The 17,198-nt window shown below is 68.5% G+C and carries 14 protein-coding genes, 1 tRNA gene and 2 pseudogenes; 9 read left to right on the plus strand and 8 right to left on the minus strand.

The window, feature by feature from the left end:
• Window positions 1-33 precede the first annotated feature (33 nt).
• Window positions 34-1,089: a sugar phosphate isomerase/epimerase family protein gene (locus AOK08_RS35775; RefSeq protein ID WP_055533810.1), complete on the plus strand. Its 1,056-nt coding sequence runs from the start codon at window positions 34-36 to the stop codon at window positions 1,087-1,089.
• 99 nt (window positions 1,090-1,188) lie between these two features.
• Here the strand turns inward: AOK08_RS35775 and AOK08_RS35780 are convergent, their stop codons facing one another.
• Entirely contained in the window at window positions 1,189-2,565 is a 1,377-nt protein-coding gene (locus tag AOK08_RS35780; RefSeq protein WP_198539494.1) for an OFA family MFS transporter, read from the minus strand.
• A gap of 10 nt (window positions 2,566-2,575) precedes the next feature.
• Between AOK08_RS35780 and AOK08_RS46150 the strand changes: the two genes are divergently transcribed.
• Window positions 2,576-2,764: a hypothetical protein gene (locus AOK08_RS46150; RefSeq protein WP_157876934.1), complete on the plus strand. Its 189-nt coding sequence runs from the start codon at window positions 2,576-2,578 to the stop codon at window positions 2,762-2,764.
• On the opposite strand, the gene frc (AOK08_RS35785) is transcribed toward AOK08_RS46150, so the two are convergent.
• Entirely contained in the window at window positions 2,757-3,989 is a 1,233-nt protein-coding gene (frc, locus tag AOK08_RS35785; RefSeq protein ID WP_055533764.1) for a formyl-CoA transferase, read from the minus strand. The genes AOK08_RS46150 and frc (AOK08_RS35785) overlap by 8 nt on opposite strands.
• A 205-nt stretch (window positions 3,990-4,194) precedes the next feature.
• Window positions 4,195-4,890 carry a GntR family transcriptional regulator gene (locus AOK08_RS35790; protein WP_107101132.1) on the minus strand — a complete coding sequence of 232 codons (696 nt, stop codon included), beginning with the start codon at window positions 4,888-4,890 and terminating at the stop codon, window positions 4,195-4,197.
• Between the two features lie 220 nt (window positions 4,891-5,110).
• Here AOK08_RS35790 and AOK08_RS35795 point away from each other — a divergent pair, with 220 nt between their 5' ends.
• A complete protein-coding gene (locus AOK08_RS35795) occupies window positions 5,111-6,049 on the plus strand; it encodes a LysR family transcriptional regulator (protein WP_055533772.1) in 939 nt (312 codons plus the stop codon).
• Between the two features lie 137 nt (window positions 6,050-6,186).
• On the opposite strand, the gene AOK08_RS35800 is transcribed toward AOK08_RS35795, so the two are convergent.
• Complete coding sequence (locus tag AOK08_RS35800; RefSeq protein ID WP_055533812.1) at window positions 6,187-7,830, minus strand: FadD7 family fatty acid--CoA ligase; 1,644 nt, start codon at window positions 7,828-7,830, stop codon at window positions 6,187-6,189.
• Between the two features lie 277 nt (window positions 7,831-8,107).
• Between AOK08_RS35800 and oxc the strand changes: the two genes are divergently transcribed.
• Both oxc and frc (AOK08_RS35810) read left to right on the plus strand, forming a co-directional pair.
• On the plus strand, window positions 8,108-9,868 hold the full coding sequence (oxc, locus tag AOK08_RS35805) for an oxalyl-CoA decarboxylase (protein WP_055533782.1): 1,761 nt from the start codon (window positions 8,108-8,110) through the stop codon (window positions 9,866-9,868).
• Window positions 9,869-9,950: 82 nt separating this feature from the next.
• Window positions 9,951-11,207 carry a formyl-CoA transferase gene (gene frc / locus AOK08_RS35810; RefSeq protein WP_055533787.1) on the plus strand — a complete coding sequence of 419 codons (1,257 nt, stop codon included), beginning with the start codon at window positions 9,951-9,953 and terminating at the stop codon, window positions 11,205-11,207.
• A 145-nt stretch (window positions 11,208-11,352) separates the two neighbouring features.
• On the opposite strand, the gene AOK08_RS35815 is transcribed toward frc (AOK08_RS35810), so the two are convergent.
• Window positions 11,353-11,796 (minus strand): PAS domain S-box protein, encoded by a 444-nt coding sequence (locus tag AOK08_RS35815; protein ID WP_055533794.1) that lies wholly within the window; start codon window positions 11,794-11,796, stop codon window positions 11,353-11,355.
• A gap of 203 nt (window positions 11,797-11,999) precedes the next feature.
• Between AOK08_RS35815 and AOK08_RS35820 the strand changes: the two genes are divergently transcribed.
• Both AOK08_RS35820 and AOK08_RS35825 read left to right on the plus strand, forming a co-directional pair.
• On the plus strand, window positions 12,000-12,674 hold the full coding sequence (locus AOK08_RS35820) for a GntR family transcriptional regulator (RefSeq protein ID WP_422125799.1): 675 nt from the start codon (window positions 12,000-12,002) through the stop codon (window positions 12,672-12,674).
• A gap of 131 nt (window positions 12,675-12,805) precedes the next feature.
• Window positions 12,806-12,890 (plus strand) — tRNA-Leu (locus AOK08_RS35825).
• A 177-nt stretch (window positions 12,891-13,067) separates the two neighbouring features.
• On the opposite strand, the pseudogene AOK08_RS47960 reads toward AOK08_RS35825, so the two are convergent.
• Window positions 13,068-13,184 (minus strand): annotated as a pseudogene (locus AOK08_RS47960) (integrase); the annotation flags it as partial.
• Window positions 13,185-13,494: 310 nt separating this feature from the next.
• On the opposite strand from AOK08_RS47960, the gene AOK08_RS35835 reads away from it, so the two are divergent.
• Window positions 13,495-13,809 carry a hypothetical protein gene (locus AOK08_RS35835; RefSeq protein WP_206743415.1) on the plus strand — a complete coding sequence of 105 codons (315 nt, stop codon included), beginning with the start codon at window positions 13,495-13,497 and terminating at the stop codon, window positions 13,807-13,809.
• 35 nt (window positions 13,810-13,844) lie between these two features.
• Window positions 13,845-14,175, plus strand: a pseudogene (locus tag AOK08_RS47965) (metallophosphoesterase); the annotation flags it as partial.
• 221 nt (window positions 14,176-14,396) lie between these two features.
• On the opposite strand, the gene sthA reads toward AOK08_RS47965, so the two are convergent.
• Both sthA and AOK08_RS35845 read right to left on the minus strand, forming a co-directional pair.
• On the minus strand, window positions 14,397-15,800 hold the full coding sequence (sthA, locus tag AOK08_RS35840) for a Si-specific NAD(P)(+) transhydrogenase (protein WP_055533808.1): 1,404 nt from the start codon (window positions 15,798-15,800) through the stop codon (window positions 14,397-14,399).
• Window positions 15,801-15,915: 115 nt separating this feature from the next.
• The coding region (locus tag AOK08_RS35845) for a YhgE/Pip domain-containing protein (RefSeq protein ID WP_055533813.1) at window positions 15,916-17,198 on the minus strand (1,283 nt) is incomplete at its 5' end.

The following is a 17,198-nucleotide window of genomic DNA, read 5'->3' on the forward strand; positions in this document are numbered from 1 at the left end:
CCCCATCTCTCCCCCCCCATGAAGGAGTTCCGCATGAGCCGCACACCCCGCCCGACCGGCGGCAAGGCGTACGATCCCGAACTCGCCCACCGGCTCAGCCGAAGAGGCATGCTCGGTGTGGCCGCCGGAGCCACCGCCGCCGCTCTCGTCGGCGCCGCCGCCCCGGCCACGGCGGCCACCTCCGCACAGAACCCCGCCGCCGGCCGCGGCCGTCCCGTCCTGCCGCCCGGCCGGCTCGGCGTCCAGCTCTACAGCCTGCGGGACAAGGTCTCCACGCTGGGTTTCGCCCCCGTCTTCGCCGAGCTGCGGAAGTACGGCTACGACGAGGTCGAGTTCGCCGGATACACCCAGGGCTCCGCCGGTCCCATCACCCTCGCCCAGCTCAGGCGACTGGCGTGCGACCACGGACTGAACCCGATCGGCAGCCACGTCGGCTACTACGCCGACGACCCGAACGCGTACACCTTCGCGCAGAACCTCGACAAGGTCCTCGACGACGCACAGGCCCTCGGCCTCAAGCACATAGGGACCGCATCGGGGCCGTTCCGCTACGGCTCCACCGTCGACGCCTGGAAGCGGGCGGCGGAGGAGTTCAACACGTACGGCGCGGCGGCCAGGGCGCGCGGCATGAAGTTCTACCAGCACAACCACTCCGAGGAGTTCTCCTTCGCCACCGACAACCCGAAGGTCCGGCTGTACGACGTGCTGCTCGCCGAGACCGACCCCCAGCTCGTGTACCTGGAGATGGACATCTACTGGGCGTACTCCGGCCAGTTCCGCTTCTCGACGCGACCCGACGGCACCCCGGCCCCGTTCGAGCCGCTCGACTACGTGCTCAAGCAGCCCCACCGCTACCCGCTCTTCCATGTCAAGGACGGCGTGAGCGACCCGGGCAACCAGTACGGCTACCGCATGACCGACGTAGGTGACGGAGACATCGACTACCAGCGGTTCATCTCGGGCGTCACCCGGCTGCACGGCCACCGCCTCGCCCACCACTGGCAGGCCGAGCACGACAACCCGGCCGAGTCCTTCACCTTCGCGCGCCGCTCCGCCACGCACCTCCACTCGCTGCGCGAGAAGTGCTGACGGCACACGGGCACGTGACCCCGTACACGTGAGGCACGCATGAGGAGGCCCTCCCGGATCGGCGAATTCCCGGGAGGGCCTCCTCACGCGCGCGTGCCGTCAGCCGACGGGCTGGGACTCCACCGCGCGGGCGGCCTCGGTGTGCCCCGGCTGCCGCAGCAGCAGGGCGATCCCCGCCGCCACCATCGAGACGGCACCGGCCAGGGCGTACGCGCCGTTGTATCCCCACGCGGCGACCACCATGGAGCCGAGGCCGCCGCCGAACAGGCCGCTGATCAGCTTTCCGCTGTACACCAGCCCGTAGTTGGAAGCGTTGTAGTTCTCCCCGAAGTAGTCCGGGGTGAGCGCCGCGAACAGCGGATAGAACGCGCCGCCGCCGAACCCGGAGAGGAAGGCGAAGAACAGGAACAGCGCCTCGCTCTTCATGTCACCCGCCCAGATCACCCCGAACTGGGCCAGGCCCAGGACGACGATGACGAACACCAGGGTGGGCTTGCGGCCCCACCTGTCGGACAGCCAGCCCACGACACCGCGGCCGATGCCGTTGATGACCGCCATGACACCCATGGACGACGCCGCCACCAGCGGGCCGAAGCCCACCTCCTTGGCGAAGTCGACCTGGAAGGATATTCCGAAGATCGACACGCCGGCGGTCAGCACGATGGACACCCACATCAGGGGAAGCATGCCGGTCCTGATGGCTTCCTTGGGGGTGTACTGCTTCACCGCGGGAGGGTTCTTGGCGAGGCTCGTCGCGTTCTTCGCGTCGTCGGTGTACGCCAGCGGATCGATGTCGGCGGGCCACCAGTTCTTCGGCGGATCCTTGAAGAAGTAGGCCGACACGAAGACCACGATCATGATGTAGCCGCCGATCAGGTCCAGCACCTGGTGGTAGTTCGCGGTGTCGAAGCCGTAGTTGAAGATGAAGATGAACGGCAGCGACCCGTACGCGAACCCGCCGTTGACGAACCCCGTCCTGGCCCCCCGGCGCTCCGGGAACCACTTGCCGACCATGTTGATGCAGGTCGCGTAGACCAGGCCCGCGCCGATGCCTCCGACGACACCGAAGCCGAGGATCGCCATCCAGACATTGCTCAGGTGCGAGAGGGCGAGGAAGCCGAGGCCGCACAGTCCCGAGCCGATGTACATCGCCTTACGGGCCGTCAGGAGGCCCCTTTCCCGGAGCCAGCCCGCGGGGAAGGCGATGCCGGCCTGGAAGAAGACCCAGACGCTGAGGATCCAGAAGGTGTTGCTCTGCGTCCAGCCATGGGCGTGGGACAGGGTGTCCTCCGCCGAGCCGTACGCGTATTCGAAGACGCTGATGGCCATCATGGCGATCCACGGCAGGAACACCATGAGCTTGCGGGAGTGGCCGAGAATGTCCCGGTCGGTCTCGCCCACACGGTAGACGCGTCCGCGCGAGTCGGTCACTTCCCGGTAGGGACGGTGTGCGGCTTGGGGGTCGGTCGATAACATATGCGTCGCATTGCCCTTCGAACCGTTTGCTGAACTGTTGGCTGAAGCGTGCGCCGAGCTGTTCGTCGAACTGTTCGCTGAACTGTTTGTCGAGCTGTTTGTCGCTCTGTTTGTGGCTTTGTTTGTGGCTTTGACTTCCGATCTGTTTGTCGCGATGGGATCTGGCGTCATGTCAGGCCGATTCCTCCCTGTCAGATGACCCCGTTCGCCCTGAGCAGGCGCAGTTCCTCGTCGCCCAGGCCGAGTTCGCCGTTGAGGATCTCGGCGGTGTGTTCGCCGAGAAGAGGTGGGGCGGTGATGCGGGTGGGGGAGTCGGAGAGCTTCAGGGGATTGCCGACGGTGGTGAACGGGCCGCGTTCGGGATGCTCGACGGTGACGATCATGTCGTTGGCGGCGAGCGAGGCGTCCTCGATGATCTCCTTGGTGGAGAGGATCGGTCCGCAGGGGATGCCGTGCGCGTTGAGCTGTCGAAGTACCTGCCACTTGGGCAGGGTTGACGTCCACTCCTCGATCAGTTGGAACATCTTCGCCAGCTGTGGCAGCCGCGCCTCGGGAGTGGCCCACTGGGGGTCCTCGGCGAGTTCGGGACGGCCGATCAGCGCGGCCAGGGGTTTCCAGCCGGGCGGCTGGACGATGACGTACACGTAGTCGTTGGGGCCGCCCGGCGCGCACCTGACGGCCCAGCCGGGCTGGCCGCCGCCCGAGGCGTTCCCCGAGCGGGGCACCTCGTCCCCGAAGTCCTCGGCGGGATACTCCGTCAGCGGACCATGGGCCAGACGCTGCTGGTCCCGCAGCTTCACCCGGCACAGGTTCAGCACCGCGTGCTGCATCGCCACGTTCACCCGCTGCCCCCGCCCCGTGGTCTCCCGCTGGAACAGCGCGGCCAGGATCCCCGCCACCACGTGGACGCCGGTCCCGGAGTCCCCGATCTGCGCCCCGGTCGCCATGGGCGGTCCGTCCTCGAACCCGGTGGTCGCCATCGACCCGCCCATCGCCTGCGCCACCACCTCGTACGCCTTGAATTCGGTGTACGGGCCTTCCCCGAACCCCTTGACCGACGCGTACACGATCCGAGGGTTGATCTCCCTGATCCGTTCCCACGTGAAACCCATCCGGTCCACCGCACCCGGCCCGAAGTTCTCCACCAGCACATCCGAACGCCGGATCAGCTCGGTGAGAATCTCCTTGCCCCGTGCGGTTTTCGTGTTGAGCGTGACGCTGCGCTTGTTGCAGTTGAGCATCGTGAAATACAGCGAATCCACGTCCGGTACGTCCCGCAACTGACGACGCGTCACATCACCGTCCGGCGCCTCCACCTTCACCACGTCCGCGCCCAGCCACGCCAGCAACTGCGTTGCCGATGGCCCTGACTGAACATGCGTCATATCCAGTACGCGAATGCCCTCAAGAGCCTTCGTCGTCACAGGTCACCTCGCTTGTCCGCTGCCTCGGGCATCCCGGTGGCGCCGGCTCCGGGTGCCATCAGTTGGCATATCGCATACAGTCGACGGATACTGTATGAAGATTGTTATCCCGCATTCGATGGGAGCTGTCCAGGGGGCGTGAGCACTTTTCGGACGCATCCGAATCATGGAACGGCACAAGCAGGGAGCAATGTCCTGGCGGCTGTCAGCCCCGGTTCGCCCCGGCGGCGACCGCGAGCTGCTTGCGGTAGAACTCCGCCGTGCGCTCGGTGTGCTTGCGCATGACCTCGCCCGCCCGGACCGCGTCACCCTTGGCGATGGCCTTGATGAGCTGGGCGTGCTCGTTCCACGCCTCCTTGCCGCGAGGCTTGGCGATCGGCGTGTAGTACCAGCGCACCTTCTGGCCCACCTGAGAGAGCATCTCGGCCAGTACGTCGTTGGCGGCCAGGGTGGTGACGTAGGCGTGCAGGGCCGTGTTGGCCGCGACCAGGCGCTCGACATCACCGGCGGCGAGCGCGTCGACCCCCCGCGACTGGAGCTCGCAGAGGTGCTCGATGTCCTCGGACTTCGCGTTGGCTGCGGCGAGCTGGGCCGAGTAGACCTCCAGCACCGAGCGGACGCCGAGGAGTTGGGCGGCCTCTTCCTCGGTGGGGGAGTGGACGAAGGCGCCTTGCGCCGGCCGCAGATCGACCCAGCCGGCGGTCTGGAGCCGCTGGAGGGCCTCGCGGACCGGCTGCCGGCTGACCCCGAGGTGTTCGGCGAGTTCGGCCTCGACCAGGTGCTGACCGGGCTTGAGGGAGCCGTTGACGATCAGTTCGGTCAGAGCGTCGTACACGGCCTGGCGCAGTGGTGCCGGGCGGGTGACGCGCCGGGACGCCGCGGCCGTGAGTGCCTCGCGCATGATTGTCCCGTTCCGCTCCGCCGCCGGGCCGACGGCCTTTGCCAAGAGGTGGCCGCCGAGAGGGCTGCCGACGACGTTTTGAGCATACAGGTTTTGGTATGCAACATGGCGTGAACGGGTTGATCGTGAGGGGGTGGGTGCCCCCTGTACATCGTTCGCATGGTGCATACAGTATGGAAGGAAGAGGGGTGGGACCGCCCCGGAGCGAGAGGAGTCGTTCGTGCTGTTCCGGCAGCTTGAGTACTTCGTGGCGGTGGCGAGGGAACGGCACTTCGCCCGGGCGGCGGAGTCCTGCTACGTGTCGCAGCCGGCGCTCTCGGCGGCGATCGCCAAGCTGGAACGGGAGTTGAACGTCACCCTCATCAACCGCGGGCACAACTACCAGGGCCTCACCCCGGAAGGCGAACGGCTCGTCGTGTGGGCCAAGCGCATCCTCGCCGAACAGGACGCGTTCAAGGCCGAGGTGGCCGCCGTACAGTCCGGCATCACGGGAACCCTGCGCCTGGGCACGGACCCCACGGCGTCCACGACCCTCGCGCTTCCCGTGGCCGCGTTCTGCGCGGCGCATCCGCTGGCCAAGGTCCAGGTCCGCTCCCGCCTCTCGACGAAGGAACTCCACCGCCAACTGCGCGACTACGAACTGGACGTGGCGATCGCCCACTTCGACCCGGGCGACCAGGAGGGCCTCCAGATCGTCCCCCTCTACCAGGAGCGGTACATGCTGCTGGTGTCGGACGACCAGCCCGTCGCCCAGTCGGCCACCGTGAGCTGGGCGGACGCGGCGCAACTGCCGCTCGCGCTGCTGACCCCCGACATGCGGATCCGGCAGATCGTGGACACCGTGTTCGCACAGAAGGGGTTCGTGGTGACCCCGCAGGTCGAGACGGACTCCATCGCCTCCCTCTACGCGCACGTGGGCGGCGGCGGGTGGGCGAGCATCGTGCCGCACACCTGGCTGCGCGCCATGCCCGTCGCCGGCCGGACGAGGGCGCTGCCCCTGGTCGACCCGGAGGCCGGCGCCCAGGTGTCGGTGGCGATCCACGCCGCCACACCCGGCTCGATCGCGGCCCGCGCGTTCGTCAACGCCGCGACAGGCCTGTCCCTGGACGACCTCTTCGCCCGCCCGCTGCCGACACCGGCGGAGCACCGCGTGCGCTGAGCCCAGCCGTCCAGCCGTCGGGTTGTCCAGCCGGTTCGCCGTTCAGCCGCCCCTACAGGTCAGGTTTCCCGGCATCCCGGCATCCCGGCATCCCGGCATCCGTCGTTCCGTCCTCGCGTCCTTCCGTCGTCCCGCCGTCAGGGTGCGAACCGGGCCTGGACGGCCTTCCGGTCGAGTGCTCCCTTGGCCGTGTACGGCAGCGCCGCGACCACTTCGAGCCGGTCGGGTACCTCGAACGCGGCCAGCCGTTCCCGGCAGTACCGCAGAATCTCCGCGGGCCCGACACCCGCACCGTCGCCCTCGCCCTCGCGGACCACCACGGCGGCGCCGACCCTCCCCCACCCTTCGGGCGGGGGGACCCCCATCTCGCTTCGCTCGCCGTACACCGGGTCCGGTACGGCGAACACGGCCGCCGCGGCGACCCCCGGGCAACCGGCGAGGACGTCCTCGACCCGCTCGGGCGAGATCTTCTCCCCGCCCCGGTTGATGAGGTTCTTGATCCGCCCCGTCAGCGACAGATATCCGCCGGCGTCCAGCGCGCCCAGATCACCGGTGCGCAGCCACCCGTCGACGAAGGTGTACGACGTCCCGACCCGGTCGGCGAGATAGCCGCGGGCGACGGTCGGACCGTGCACCCACACCTCGCCCTCGACCCCCACCGCACAGGCCCGCCCGCTCCGGTCGACGACCCGGACCTCGACCCCGGTCGGCCGCCCGACCGACCCCTGCTTCAACTCCCCGCGCTGCGGCAGCGGTTCGCTTGTCGCCTGGTGCGAGGACTCCGTCATCCCGTACGCGGACAGCAGCGGCGCGCCGAACGTGCGCTCAAGGGCGCGCTGCGTGGCCGTGTTGAGGGGCGCGCTGCAACTCCGTACGAACTTCAGGTGCGGCGCCCGTGAACCCGGGTACTCGCGCTCCGAACGGTCGAGCAGAATCTCGTGGATGGCCGGCACCGCGGTGAACCAGGTGGCGTTCACGGCCCGCATGTCGTCCCAGAACGTCCCCGCCGAGAACCGTCCCCGTTCGGGCAGCAGTACGCAGCCACCGCCGGCCAGGGTGGCCAGCAGTGCCGCGAAGAGTCCGTGGCCGTGGAAGAACGGCATCACCGCGACGGTCGCGTCGTTGGGGCCCAACTCGTAGGTGGCGCAGATGTTCTGGAGGGAAGCGGCCACATTGGCGTGGGTGAGGGGGACCATCTTCGCCCCGCCGGTGGTCCCCGCGGTGAACAGGACAAGGGCGTCATCGTCCGACAACCCGGTTGCCGCGCCCGCCACTTCGGGCACGGTGGCGGTGTCGAGCGCGACCGCCGCCGTACCCGCCCGGGAGACCCGCACCCGCAACGGCCACACCGGGACCGGCAGCACGGCGTCGGACACCGGTGGCCCGGCGAGAACCGCACGCGCCCCCAATGCCCGTATCCGCGCCGACAGTTGCGAAGCGGGCAGCGCGGGATCCAGCGGAGCGACCACCAGGCCGGCCCGCGCCGCACCCAGCAACGCGACGACGAACTCGATGGTGTTGGCGCTGACCAGCCCGACCGCGTCACCTCGCTCCAGCCCCGTGCGGACGAGCCGGGCCGCCACCTCGTCGGCCAGCGAGGCGAGACCCCGATAGGACACCTGCACCCGTTCCCCGGTGACGACGAGAGCACGGGCGTAAGGGCGTTCCCGCACCTGCCGGTCGAGGAGATCGACGAGGCCTGTGACCGCCGGCGGCCGGTACACATGCGCGTCGCGCACGGATGCCGCTGATGTCGGGGACGCCGTAGTCGGAACGGCCATGACCACCCCACCTCCTCGCACAGGCGCTGACGGATCCGACGAAGCTGCTGAAGCAGTCCTCTGCGAGCCTGCGGCGACCCGTGGCGGGCGTCCAATACGCGCTGGTGAAGGGCCGATAACGGGTGTCTATCAAGGGAGTTGGCGGGGCCTGGACCAGCGGTCGATAGACGCTGTTTATCGGCTGGTCGCCGTTGGGTCTTGGACGGGGCCGGACGCGCTGCGGATGGTGAGAGCAGTAGCCGCTCCGGCAGCACCTGCCCAAGGAGGACCTCGGACCATGACCGCCCCCTCGCCCCTGGAGACCGCGGCAGCAGCCGACGTTCCGACCGACGTTGCGACCGAACTCACCGACGGGTACCACCTGGTCGTCGACGCGCTCAAGATGAACGACGTCGACACCATCTACGGAGTGGTCGGCATCCCGATCACCGATCTGGCCCGTCTCGCCCAGGCACAGGGCATCCGCTACATCGGCTTCCGGCACGAGAGCAACGCCGGACACGCGGCGGCGGCGGCCGGCTACCTCACCAAGAGGCCCGGTGTGGCCCTGACCGTGTCGGCGCCCGGCTTCCTCAACGGCCTGGTGGCACTGGCCAACGCGACCACCAACTGCTTCCCGATGGTCCAGATCTCCGGCTCCAGCGAGCGCCACCTCGTCGACCTCAAGCAGGGCGACTACGAGGAGATGGACCAACTCGCCGCCGCACAGCCCTTTGTGAAGGCGGCCTACCGGGTCAGCCGGGTCGAGGACATCGGCCGGGGCATCGCCCGCGCGCTGCGCACCGCGATCTCCGGGCGCCCCGGCGGCGTCTACCTCGACATCCCCGCCGCGGTGCTCGGCTCCATCATGCCCGCCGAGGAGGGCGCGAGGACGCTGAGCCGCCTCGTCGACCCCGCGCCGCGCCAACTGCCCGCGCCGGAGGCCGTGGACCGGGCGATCGAGCTACTGGCCGCCGCCGAACGGCCGTTGGTCGTCCTCGGCAAGGGCGCCGCGTACGCCCAGGCCGACGACCGGGTCCGCGAGTTCATCGAGTCCACCGGCATCCCGTACGTCCCGATGTCGATGGCCAAGGGCCTGCTGCCCGACGACCACCCGCAGTCCGCGGCCACCGCGCGCTCTCTGGCACTGAAGAAGGCCGACGTCGTGCTGCTGATCGGCGCGCGCCTCAACTGGCTGTTGGGCCACGGCCGGACGGGCTGGAACCCCGATGCCAAGTTCATCCAGATCGACATCGACCCCAGGGAGATCGACAGCAACCAGCCCATCGCCGCCCCGCTCGTCGGCGACATCGAGTCGGTGCTCGAAGCCCTCGCCGACCGGACCAAGCCCGGCCGGATCACGGCCCCTTCGGCCTGGCGCGACGAACTCCGGGCCCGCTCCGCGCAGAACATCGCCAAGATGGCCGAGCGCCTCGAAGCCGACCCGCACCCCATGCAGTTCATGGGCGCCCTGAAGGCCGTACGCGACGTCGTGCGCGCGCGCCCGGAGACGTACATCGTCAACGAGGGTGCCAACGCCCTGGACATCGCGCGCAACGTCATCGACATGCACGTACCGCGCCACCGCCTCGACAGTGGCACCTGGGGTGTCATGGGCATCGGTATGGGATATGCGATCGCCGCCGCCGTCGAGAGCGGCGCGCCGGTCGTCGCCGTCGAGGGCGACAGCGCGTTCGGGTTCAGCGGCATCGAGATCGAGACGATCTGCCGCTACAACCTGCCCGTCGTCACCGTGATCATGAACAACGGCGGTGTGTACCGGGGCGACGACGTCAACCCGTACGACGACGAGCCCTCGCCGACGACCCTCATGGGCGCGGCCCGGCACGACCTGCTGATCGAGGCGTTCGGCGGCAAGGGCTACCGCGCGACCACGCCCGCCGAGGTCGCCGCCGCCCTCACCGAGGCCCTCGCCTCGGGCGGCCCGGCCCTCATCGACTGCGTGATCGACCCCTCGGCCGGCACCGAGAGCGGCCACATCTCGCACCTCAACCCCAAGGGCATCACCGTCGGCAACATCACGCCCGCCAAGAAGTGACCCCGCTCGTCCTCCTCTGTATCGCTCGAAATCTCGAACTCCCGCTCTGTACGCGTACGTTCATGAAAAGGATGAAGCAGACATGAGTGAAAAGCCGCTCGCCGGAATCAAGGTGATCGACTTCACCGGGGTCCAAGCCGGGCCCGCCTGTACGCAGTTGCTCGCCTGGTTCGGCGCCGACGTCCTCAAGGTGGAGCGCCCCAACGGCGGCGACGTCACCCGGAGGCAGTTGCGGGACATCGAGGATCTCGACGCCCTGTACTTCACGATGCTCAACAGCAACAAGCGCTCCCTCGCCATCAACACCAAGACCCCTGAAGGCCTTGAGGTGCTGGAGAAGCTCATCACCGACGCCGACGTCCTGGTGGAGAACTTCGCGCCGGGCGCCCTGGACCGGATGGGCCTGACCTGGGAGCGCATTCAGGAACTCAACCCGCGTCTGATCTTCGGCTCGGTCAAGGGCTTCAACGACGACTCGTCCTGGAACGACCTCAAGGTCTACGAGAACGTCGCCCAGTGCGCGGGCGGCGCCGCCTCCACCACCGGATTCTGGGACGGCCCGCCGACCATCTCCGGCGGCGCCCTCGGCGACACCAACACCGGGATGCACCTGGCGATCGGCATCCTCACCGCGATCATCGACCGGGGCAGGACCGGCAAGGGGCAGAAGGTCTCCGTCTCCATGCAGGACGCCGTGCTCAACCTCTGCCGGGTCAAGCTGCGCGACCAGCAGCGGCTGGAGCGGGTCGGCTACCTGGAGGAGTACCCGCAGTACCCCAACGGGGAGTTCACCGACGTCGTACCGCGAGGCGGCAACGCGGGCGGCGGCGGCCAGCCCGGCTGGGTGCTCAAGTGCAAGGGCTGGGAGACCGACCCGAACGCGTACATCTACTTCACCGTCCAGGAGCAGAACTGGAAGCGCACCGCCGAGGTGATCGGCCGCCCCGAGTGGGCCGAGGACCCGGAGTACGCCACCGCGCGCGCCCGCCAGTCGCACATCTTCGAGATCTTCGAGGAGATCGAGAAGTGGCTCGCGGACAAGACCAAGTACGAGGCGGTGGACATCCTGCGTGAGTGGGAGGTGCCGTGCGCCCCGGTCATGAGCATGAAGGAGCTGGCCTACGACGAGGACCTGCGCAAGAGCGCCACGGTCGTCGAGGTCGAGCAGAAGGGGCGTGGCACCTATCTGACCGTCGGCAGCCCGGTGAAGTTCTCCTCCTTCAAGCCGGACATAGTCGGCGCCCCTCTGCTGGGCGAGCACAGCTCCGAGGTCCTGGTCGAACTGGGCTACGACGAGGAGACGATCGGCCGGCTGAAGGAGAGCGGCGTCATCGTCTGACCCACCTCGGAGAGTCCGACCTCCACCACAGACACCTTCACTCTGGACACCTCCATCACAGAGGCCTCCATCACAGAGACCTCCCCCACAGAGGCAGAAGCGGCCGTGGCCCTCGGGCCACGGCCGTTTCCGTGTTCCGCGAGGCTCAGACGGCCGCCTCGGCCTCGGCTCGCCGCAGCGCCAGCTCCCGCTCGCGCTGCCTCTCCCGCTCGTGTCGCGCGGTGACGTCCCGGATGACCGCTCCGACGTAGGTGCCGCCGTCGGGGGCGGGCAGCAGGACCACGCTGAACTCGATGGACAGCTTGCGGCCGTCCGCCGCCAGCGCGGGAACATTCAGCAGATCGGCGTCCCCGTACCTGGTCGTTCCCCGCTCCATGGCCTCCCGGAAGCCGTCCCAGTGCCGCTTCCGGTGCCGCTCGGGGATGATCACGTCCAGGCTGCGGCCGTCCACATCCGCGGCCGAGAACCCGAAGACGCGCTCGGCGCCCCGGTTCCAGAAGCGGATCAGTCCGTCGCCGTCGATGACCACTATGCCGTCGGGTGCCTGGGCGGCCAGGTCCAGCACCACCTCGGGATTCAGATCTTCCATGTCGCCTCCGTGCTGGGGCAGTTGGACACTGAACGCATACCGTGAGGCAGTATACAGATGGATGGTATACAGAATCCACACGACGTCACCCCGGCGGCGTGAGCGCCGGACCCCGGCCGTTTGTGCGCCGTAGACTGTAGGCGAAAGCCAATCCATACTGAGCCCCTACCCGGCGACGCCGCCGCAGAGGAGGGCCTGGGATGTTGTCCACGACAGGACTGCCGCAGGGCGCGGTGCCCAAGCTCGAGCGCCCCGGCCCACTGCGCGACCGCGTCTACGAGGCGCTGCTCGAACTGATCACCACGCGTGCCCTGCGACCCGGGCAGCATCTCGTCGAGAGCGAGCTCGCAGGGCACCTCGGGGTCTCCCGGCAGCCGGTTCGCGAGGCGCTTCAGCGGCTCAACAGGGACGGGTGGGTCGATCTGCGGCCCGCGCAGGGCGCCTTCGTGCACGAGCCCACGGAGGCGGAGGCCGATCAGCTCCTCACCGTACGCACCCTGCTGGAGGCCGAGGCCGCCCGGCTGGCCGCCGCCAACGCGAGCGCGCCGGCCATCGCCGAGCTGGAGGAATTGTGCGCGGAAGGGGAGCGCGCGGTCGCCGCCGACGACGTGGACGCCGCGGTCGCCACGAACGCGAGGCTGCACGCGAAGATCATGGAGCTGGCGGGCAACGCGGTCCTCGCCGAGCTGGCGGCGCAGGTGGACCGCCGGGTCCGCTGGTACTACACGCCGGTCGCCCGGCAGCGCGGACAGCAGTCCTGGACCGAGCACCGCGAGCTGATCGCGGCGATAGCCGACCGCGACGGGCAGCGCGCGACGGAGATCATGCGGGTCCACACGGAACATACACGGCAGACGTACCACGAGCGGGAGAAGTAGCCGCGAGGCGGTCACCGCGTAGCCACCCGGTCGCCGGCGGTGAGAGATATGCAGGTGAAAGGCAGTCCGAAAGCTTGGTATTGTTGGTCATGTCGCTGCGGGGCACACCGCCGAACAGCGACAGACACCTTGTCCGGGTGGCGGAATGGCAGACGCGCTAGCTTGAGGTGCTAGTGCCCTTTATCGGGCGTGGGGGTTCAAGTCCCCCCTCGGACACAACCACTGACGATACGGTGATGAGGGCCTCGACCTTACGGTCGCGGCCCTCTTTACGTGTTCGTAAGTGATGGTGATGCCCAGGGCTTCGTAGAGTGGGCCTTTCTTGTCGGCGCCGGCCAGCGCCTGCCGAAAATCCCGTCCATGCAGATCAAGCGGCATGTTGGTGCTCATGGCGGCCTGGGAGCGCAGGAAGGCGGCCCAGGTGGTGGAGGTTCGGTCGGGTGTGGGGTCGATGCCTTCCTGGTTGAGGATTTCCCAGACGGTGGAGGCGGCGACTTTGATCCCGAGGGTGTGGTCGACACGGCGATAGGCTGGGGCGCCGCGGAGACGGGAGCTCCCTGGGGTGCGGCGATCGGCACGGCGATCGAGCCGGGCGGAGGCGCTCTGGTCGGAGGGGCTGTGGGAGTCGTGGTCGGTGGCGCTGTTGCTGTGTTCTCCAGCAGTTACGCCAACCACGCCATCACCGACATCGCCAGCTGGGTCTAGTCCGGAGTTGATTGTTGTGGGGATCTTTCTTCTGATCTTCTGGGCTGGTGGCGCCTGTTTCTCCGCCTGGCGTGCCCAACGGTTGTGGAGGGATCCCGACTATTACCAGCAAGTCGTGGGCCGGGGGGTCTTCCGGTTCAGGGACGACATCAGCCGCGGACTGGTTCGCGGCTGGGCGCCCTTCTCGGTCGGCATCGTGGCACTGATGGCGGCGATGATGATGTTCATCATCGCCGGTGTCGGTCAGCGCCCGCACGAGGGCCCCTCCGTGGCTGCCGTCGTGGCCGGACTGTTGCTCGTCGTCTTCCTGGCTGGCGTCGTTCTTCAGCTCTCGGTGGCCTGGTTCAACCGGCCACGCTGGTGCGTCCCCGCCTACCTCCGGGAAGAGATCGGAGCCTGGGCGGAGCGACACCCGCGCAAGGCGAGCTGACCGACATGTGAGTGGGCGTTTATTCAGGTCAAGGCGCCGCGTCTTCCGGGCCGGCCGGGCACCGCGCCAACCGTCCTGCCGCGCTCATGGGCGCCGATCCCGATCTGCCGGTCCTCCTGGTAGCCCATCAGCCCAAGCAGGTGACCCAGGCCGTGGCCGCCGGAGTCGACCTCCAGGTCTCGGCCACACTCATGGCGGGCAGACCTGGCCGTTCAACTACCTCGTACGCTTGGACCAGCCCGTGGTGCGGGGCCTCAGCCGCCATGGCGACCGGACCCAGCTCTGCACCAGCCGCGGTGCGGGCCGCTGAGGCCGCCGTTCCGGATCTTTGTGCCGAGCGCGATCAGTCTCTTCATCCTCCGCGCGTCCGCTGATCCGCGTCGGTGTGGGCAAGACCAAGGTCGAGGCCAGATCGTCGCCCCGGTGCACGAGGAGGAGGCCAGGGCTGGCCCGGACAGCGGGCTCAGAGGTAGTGCTTGCCTTGTGCCACCACGACCGTATCGTCAGTGGTCAACTCGCCCCTCGGACACTCAAAGAGACACCCGCCTCCGGCTCATGGCCGGGGCGGGTGTTTTTGTCATCGGGGTTCAGTCCCGCAAGCGGTCGATCTGCCGCAGCTTGTTCGTCGCGTCCAGGGCCGCGACCTTGTAGGACTCCGCGAGTGTCGGGTAGTTGAAGACCGCGTTGACCAGGTAGTCGACCGTGCCTCCGCAGCCCATGACGGACTGGCCGATGTGGATCAGTTCGGTCGCTCCCGTGCCGAAGCAGTGGACGCCGAGGAGTTTGCGGGTCTCGGGGCAGACCAGCAGCTTGAGCATGCCGTGGGAGTCGCCGATGATCTGGCCCCGGGCCAGTTCGCGGTAGCGGGAGATGCCCACCTCGAACGGGATGCTCTCCTCGGTGAGTTGGTCCTCGGTGCGGCCGATGAAGCTGATCTCGGGGATCGTGTAGATGCCGATGGGCTGGAGGTCGGGCATCCCGTCGACCGGTTCGCCGCACGCGTGGTACGCCGCTGCCCGGCCCTGTTCCATCGAGGTCGCGGCGAGAGCCGGGAAGCCGATGACGTCACCGACGGCGTAGATGTGCGGCACCTCGGTGCGATAGTGCTCGTCGACCGTGATCCGGCCGCGCCGGTCGGCCGACAACCCGGCCTTGTCGAGGTCGAGCCCGTCCGTCAGACCCTGGCGGCCCGCCGAGTACATCACCGCGTCGGCGGGGATCTTCTTGCCGCTCTCCAGGATGGTCAGGGTGCCATTGGAGTGACGCTCCACCGCCGCGACCGTCTCGCCGAAGCGGAAGGTGACCGCCAGGTCCCGCAGGTGGTACTTCAGCGACTCGATCACCTCGACGTCGCAGAAGTCGAGCATCCCGGCGCGCCTCTCGACCACCGTGATCTTGCTGCCGAGCGCGGCGAACATACTGGCATATTCCATCCCGATCACCCCCGCGCCGACGATGACCATGGAACGCGGCACACCTTCGAGGTCGAGCACGTTGTCGGAGTCCATGATCGTGCGTTCGTCGAACTCGACGGTCTCCGGTCGGGCCGGCCGGGTCCCGGTGGCGATGACGATGTGATCGGCGCTCAACAGCCGTTCGTTGCCGTTGACTTCGCGTACGGCCACGGTGTGGTCGTCGACGAATCGGCCGGTGCCGGCGAACAGGGAGACGTGGTTGCGGGACAGTTGGCTGCGGATGACGTCGACCTCGCGACTGACCACGTGCTCGGTGCGCGCGGTCAGGTCGGCGACGGTGATGTCCTCCTTGAGGCGGTAGCTCTGGCCGTACAGATCGCGCTGGCTGAGTCCGGTGAGATACAGCACCGCCTCACGCAGCGTCTTGGAGGGGATGGTTCCGGTGTGGATGGACACCCCACCGACCATGTCGGGGCGGTCTATGACGGCGACCCGGCGGCCGAGCTTGGCCGCCGCTATGGCAGCCTTCTGGCCGCCCGGGCCGGATCCTATGACAAGCATGTCGAAGTCGGGCACCCTGGTGAGTCTGTCAGCCGGAGGCCGCCGCCCGGAAGGGTGAACGGGCAACAGTTGATGTCAACACCGTTACTCCTTCCCCCGATCGTTCCAGCGGGATGCTCGTCGCTTCCGGTCAGGAAGGCCGCGGAGTGAGACGTTCGAGGCCCCTGCGGTCGTAGTAGCGGGCCATCGCGAAGCCGAAGAGCAACGCGAGCGCCGAACCGATCGCGATCATGATCCACGCTCGGGTCAGCCCCGCGTCGCCACGGGCGTCGAAGTAGAGGATCGCCCGTGCCCCGTCGCCGAGTTGGCGCATGGGCTCGAACACGGACAGGAAGCGGTAGAAGTCCGGGACCGCCTGGAGCGGGACCGTGGCCCCGGACGAGGGCAGGCCCAGCACGATGAACACGAACATCGACACGAGCTGCCCGATCCCGCCGAAGGCCGCGTTGATGGCCTGGACCCCGAGGCCGACCGCGAGGGTGGAGCAGTACGAGTACAGCCAGAGGAGGGGGAGGTGGTCGGCGTCCATGTCCAGGATGCCGATGGTCGCGACCATGATCAGGGAGACGCTCAGGAGCGAGATCCCGGCAGTCATGCCCATCTTCAGCAGCAGCGTCTGCGTACGGGTGATGGGCACGGTGGGACGGCGCGTGTGCCAGGGGCCGATCTCGTTGTCGGCGTAACCCAGGGAGGTGTCCACGGCGTTGCTGATGACGTTGGCGCCCAGGAATCCGGCCAGTACGAGCAACAGTGTGTAGTAGAAGGTGCTGAGGCCCAGGCCGCTGTTGGCGCCGATGGGGTGACCTACCTGGGGGACGACCAGGACCGGGTCGGCCAGCAGCAGCTTCGTCGTGGCACTGGCCCCCTTCGCGCTCGCCGTCAACTGCTCGCCGATGGTCTGCGAGGCCTGGTGCGCGGCCTGCGTGGTGATCTGACTGGCGAGCGAGGAACCGAGGCTGCCCTTGCCGGGGTTGGTCAGCACGGTCAGCGTCGGACGGACGGTGGCGTCGGCGCCGCTCAGCGCGGCGACCGAGGCGGTGAAGCCGTCGGGCACGACCAGCGCGCCGTAGAGCTTGCCCGAGTCCAGCTCGTCCTGGGCCTTCGCGAGGGTCAGTTCACGCCACTCGGCCTTGCCGCCGCCCGAGGTGTCCGTGGTGATCGCCCGCGTGATCCGCGCACCCAGGTTCGCCTCCTGCCCGGGCAGCGGCGCGCCCCGGTCCGCGTTGACGATGCCGATGGGCAGGTCCTTCAGATCACGGTTGGGGCTCACGATGCCGCCCATGTAGAGCAGCGACAGCAGCAGGGCCAGCAGCCCGGTCAGGACGGTGGGCAGCAGCCACAGCTTGGGCCGGCCCAACAGTGCGGTGGCGCGCGCCTGAACAGCCGTGACAGGGGCGGACGTGGGGGAGGGGG

The organism is Streptomyces graminilatus, assembly GCF_001418565.1.
GTDB lineage: Bacteria > Actinomycetota > Actinomycetes > Streptomycetales > Streptomycetaceae > Streptomyces > Streptomyces graminilatus.

Bases quoted from the DNA above. Each gene is read 5' to 3' on its own strand.
- AOK08_RS35775 (WP_055533810.1), top strand. From the start codon at position 34: ATGAGCCGCACACCCCGCCCGACCGGCGGCAAGGCGTACGATCCCGAA.
- frc (WP_055533787.1), top strand. From the start codon at position 9,951: ATGAGTGAAAAGCCGCTCGCCGGAATCAAGGTGATCGACTTCACCGGG.
- AOK08_RS35800 (WP_055533812.1), bottom strand. From the start codon at position 7,830: ATGGCCGTTCCGACTACGGCGTCCCCGACATCAGCGGCATCCGTGCGC.
- AOK08_RS35780 (WP_198539494.1), bottom strand. From the start codon at position 2,565: ATGTTATCGACCGACCCCCAAGCCGCACACCGTCCCTACCGGGAAGTG.
- oxc (WP_055533782.1), top strand. From the start codon at position 8,108: ATGACCGCCCCCTCGCCCCTGGAGACCGCGGCAGCAGCCGACGTTCCG.
- AOK08_RS35815 (WP_055533794.1), bottom strand. From the start codon at position 11,796: ATGGAAGATCTGAATCCCGAGGTGGTGCTGGACCTGGCCGCCCAGGCA.
- AOK08_RS35790 (WP_107101132.1), bottom strand. From the start codon at position 4,890: ATGCGCGAGGCACTCACGGCCGCGGCGTCCCGGCGCGTCACCCGCCCG.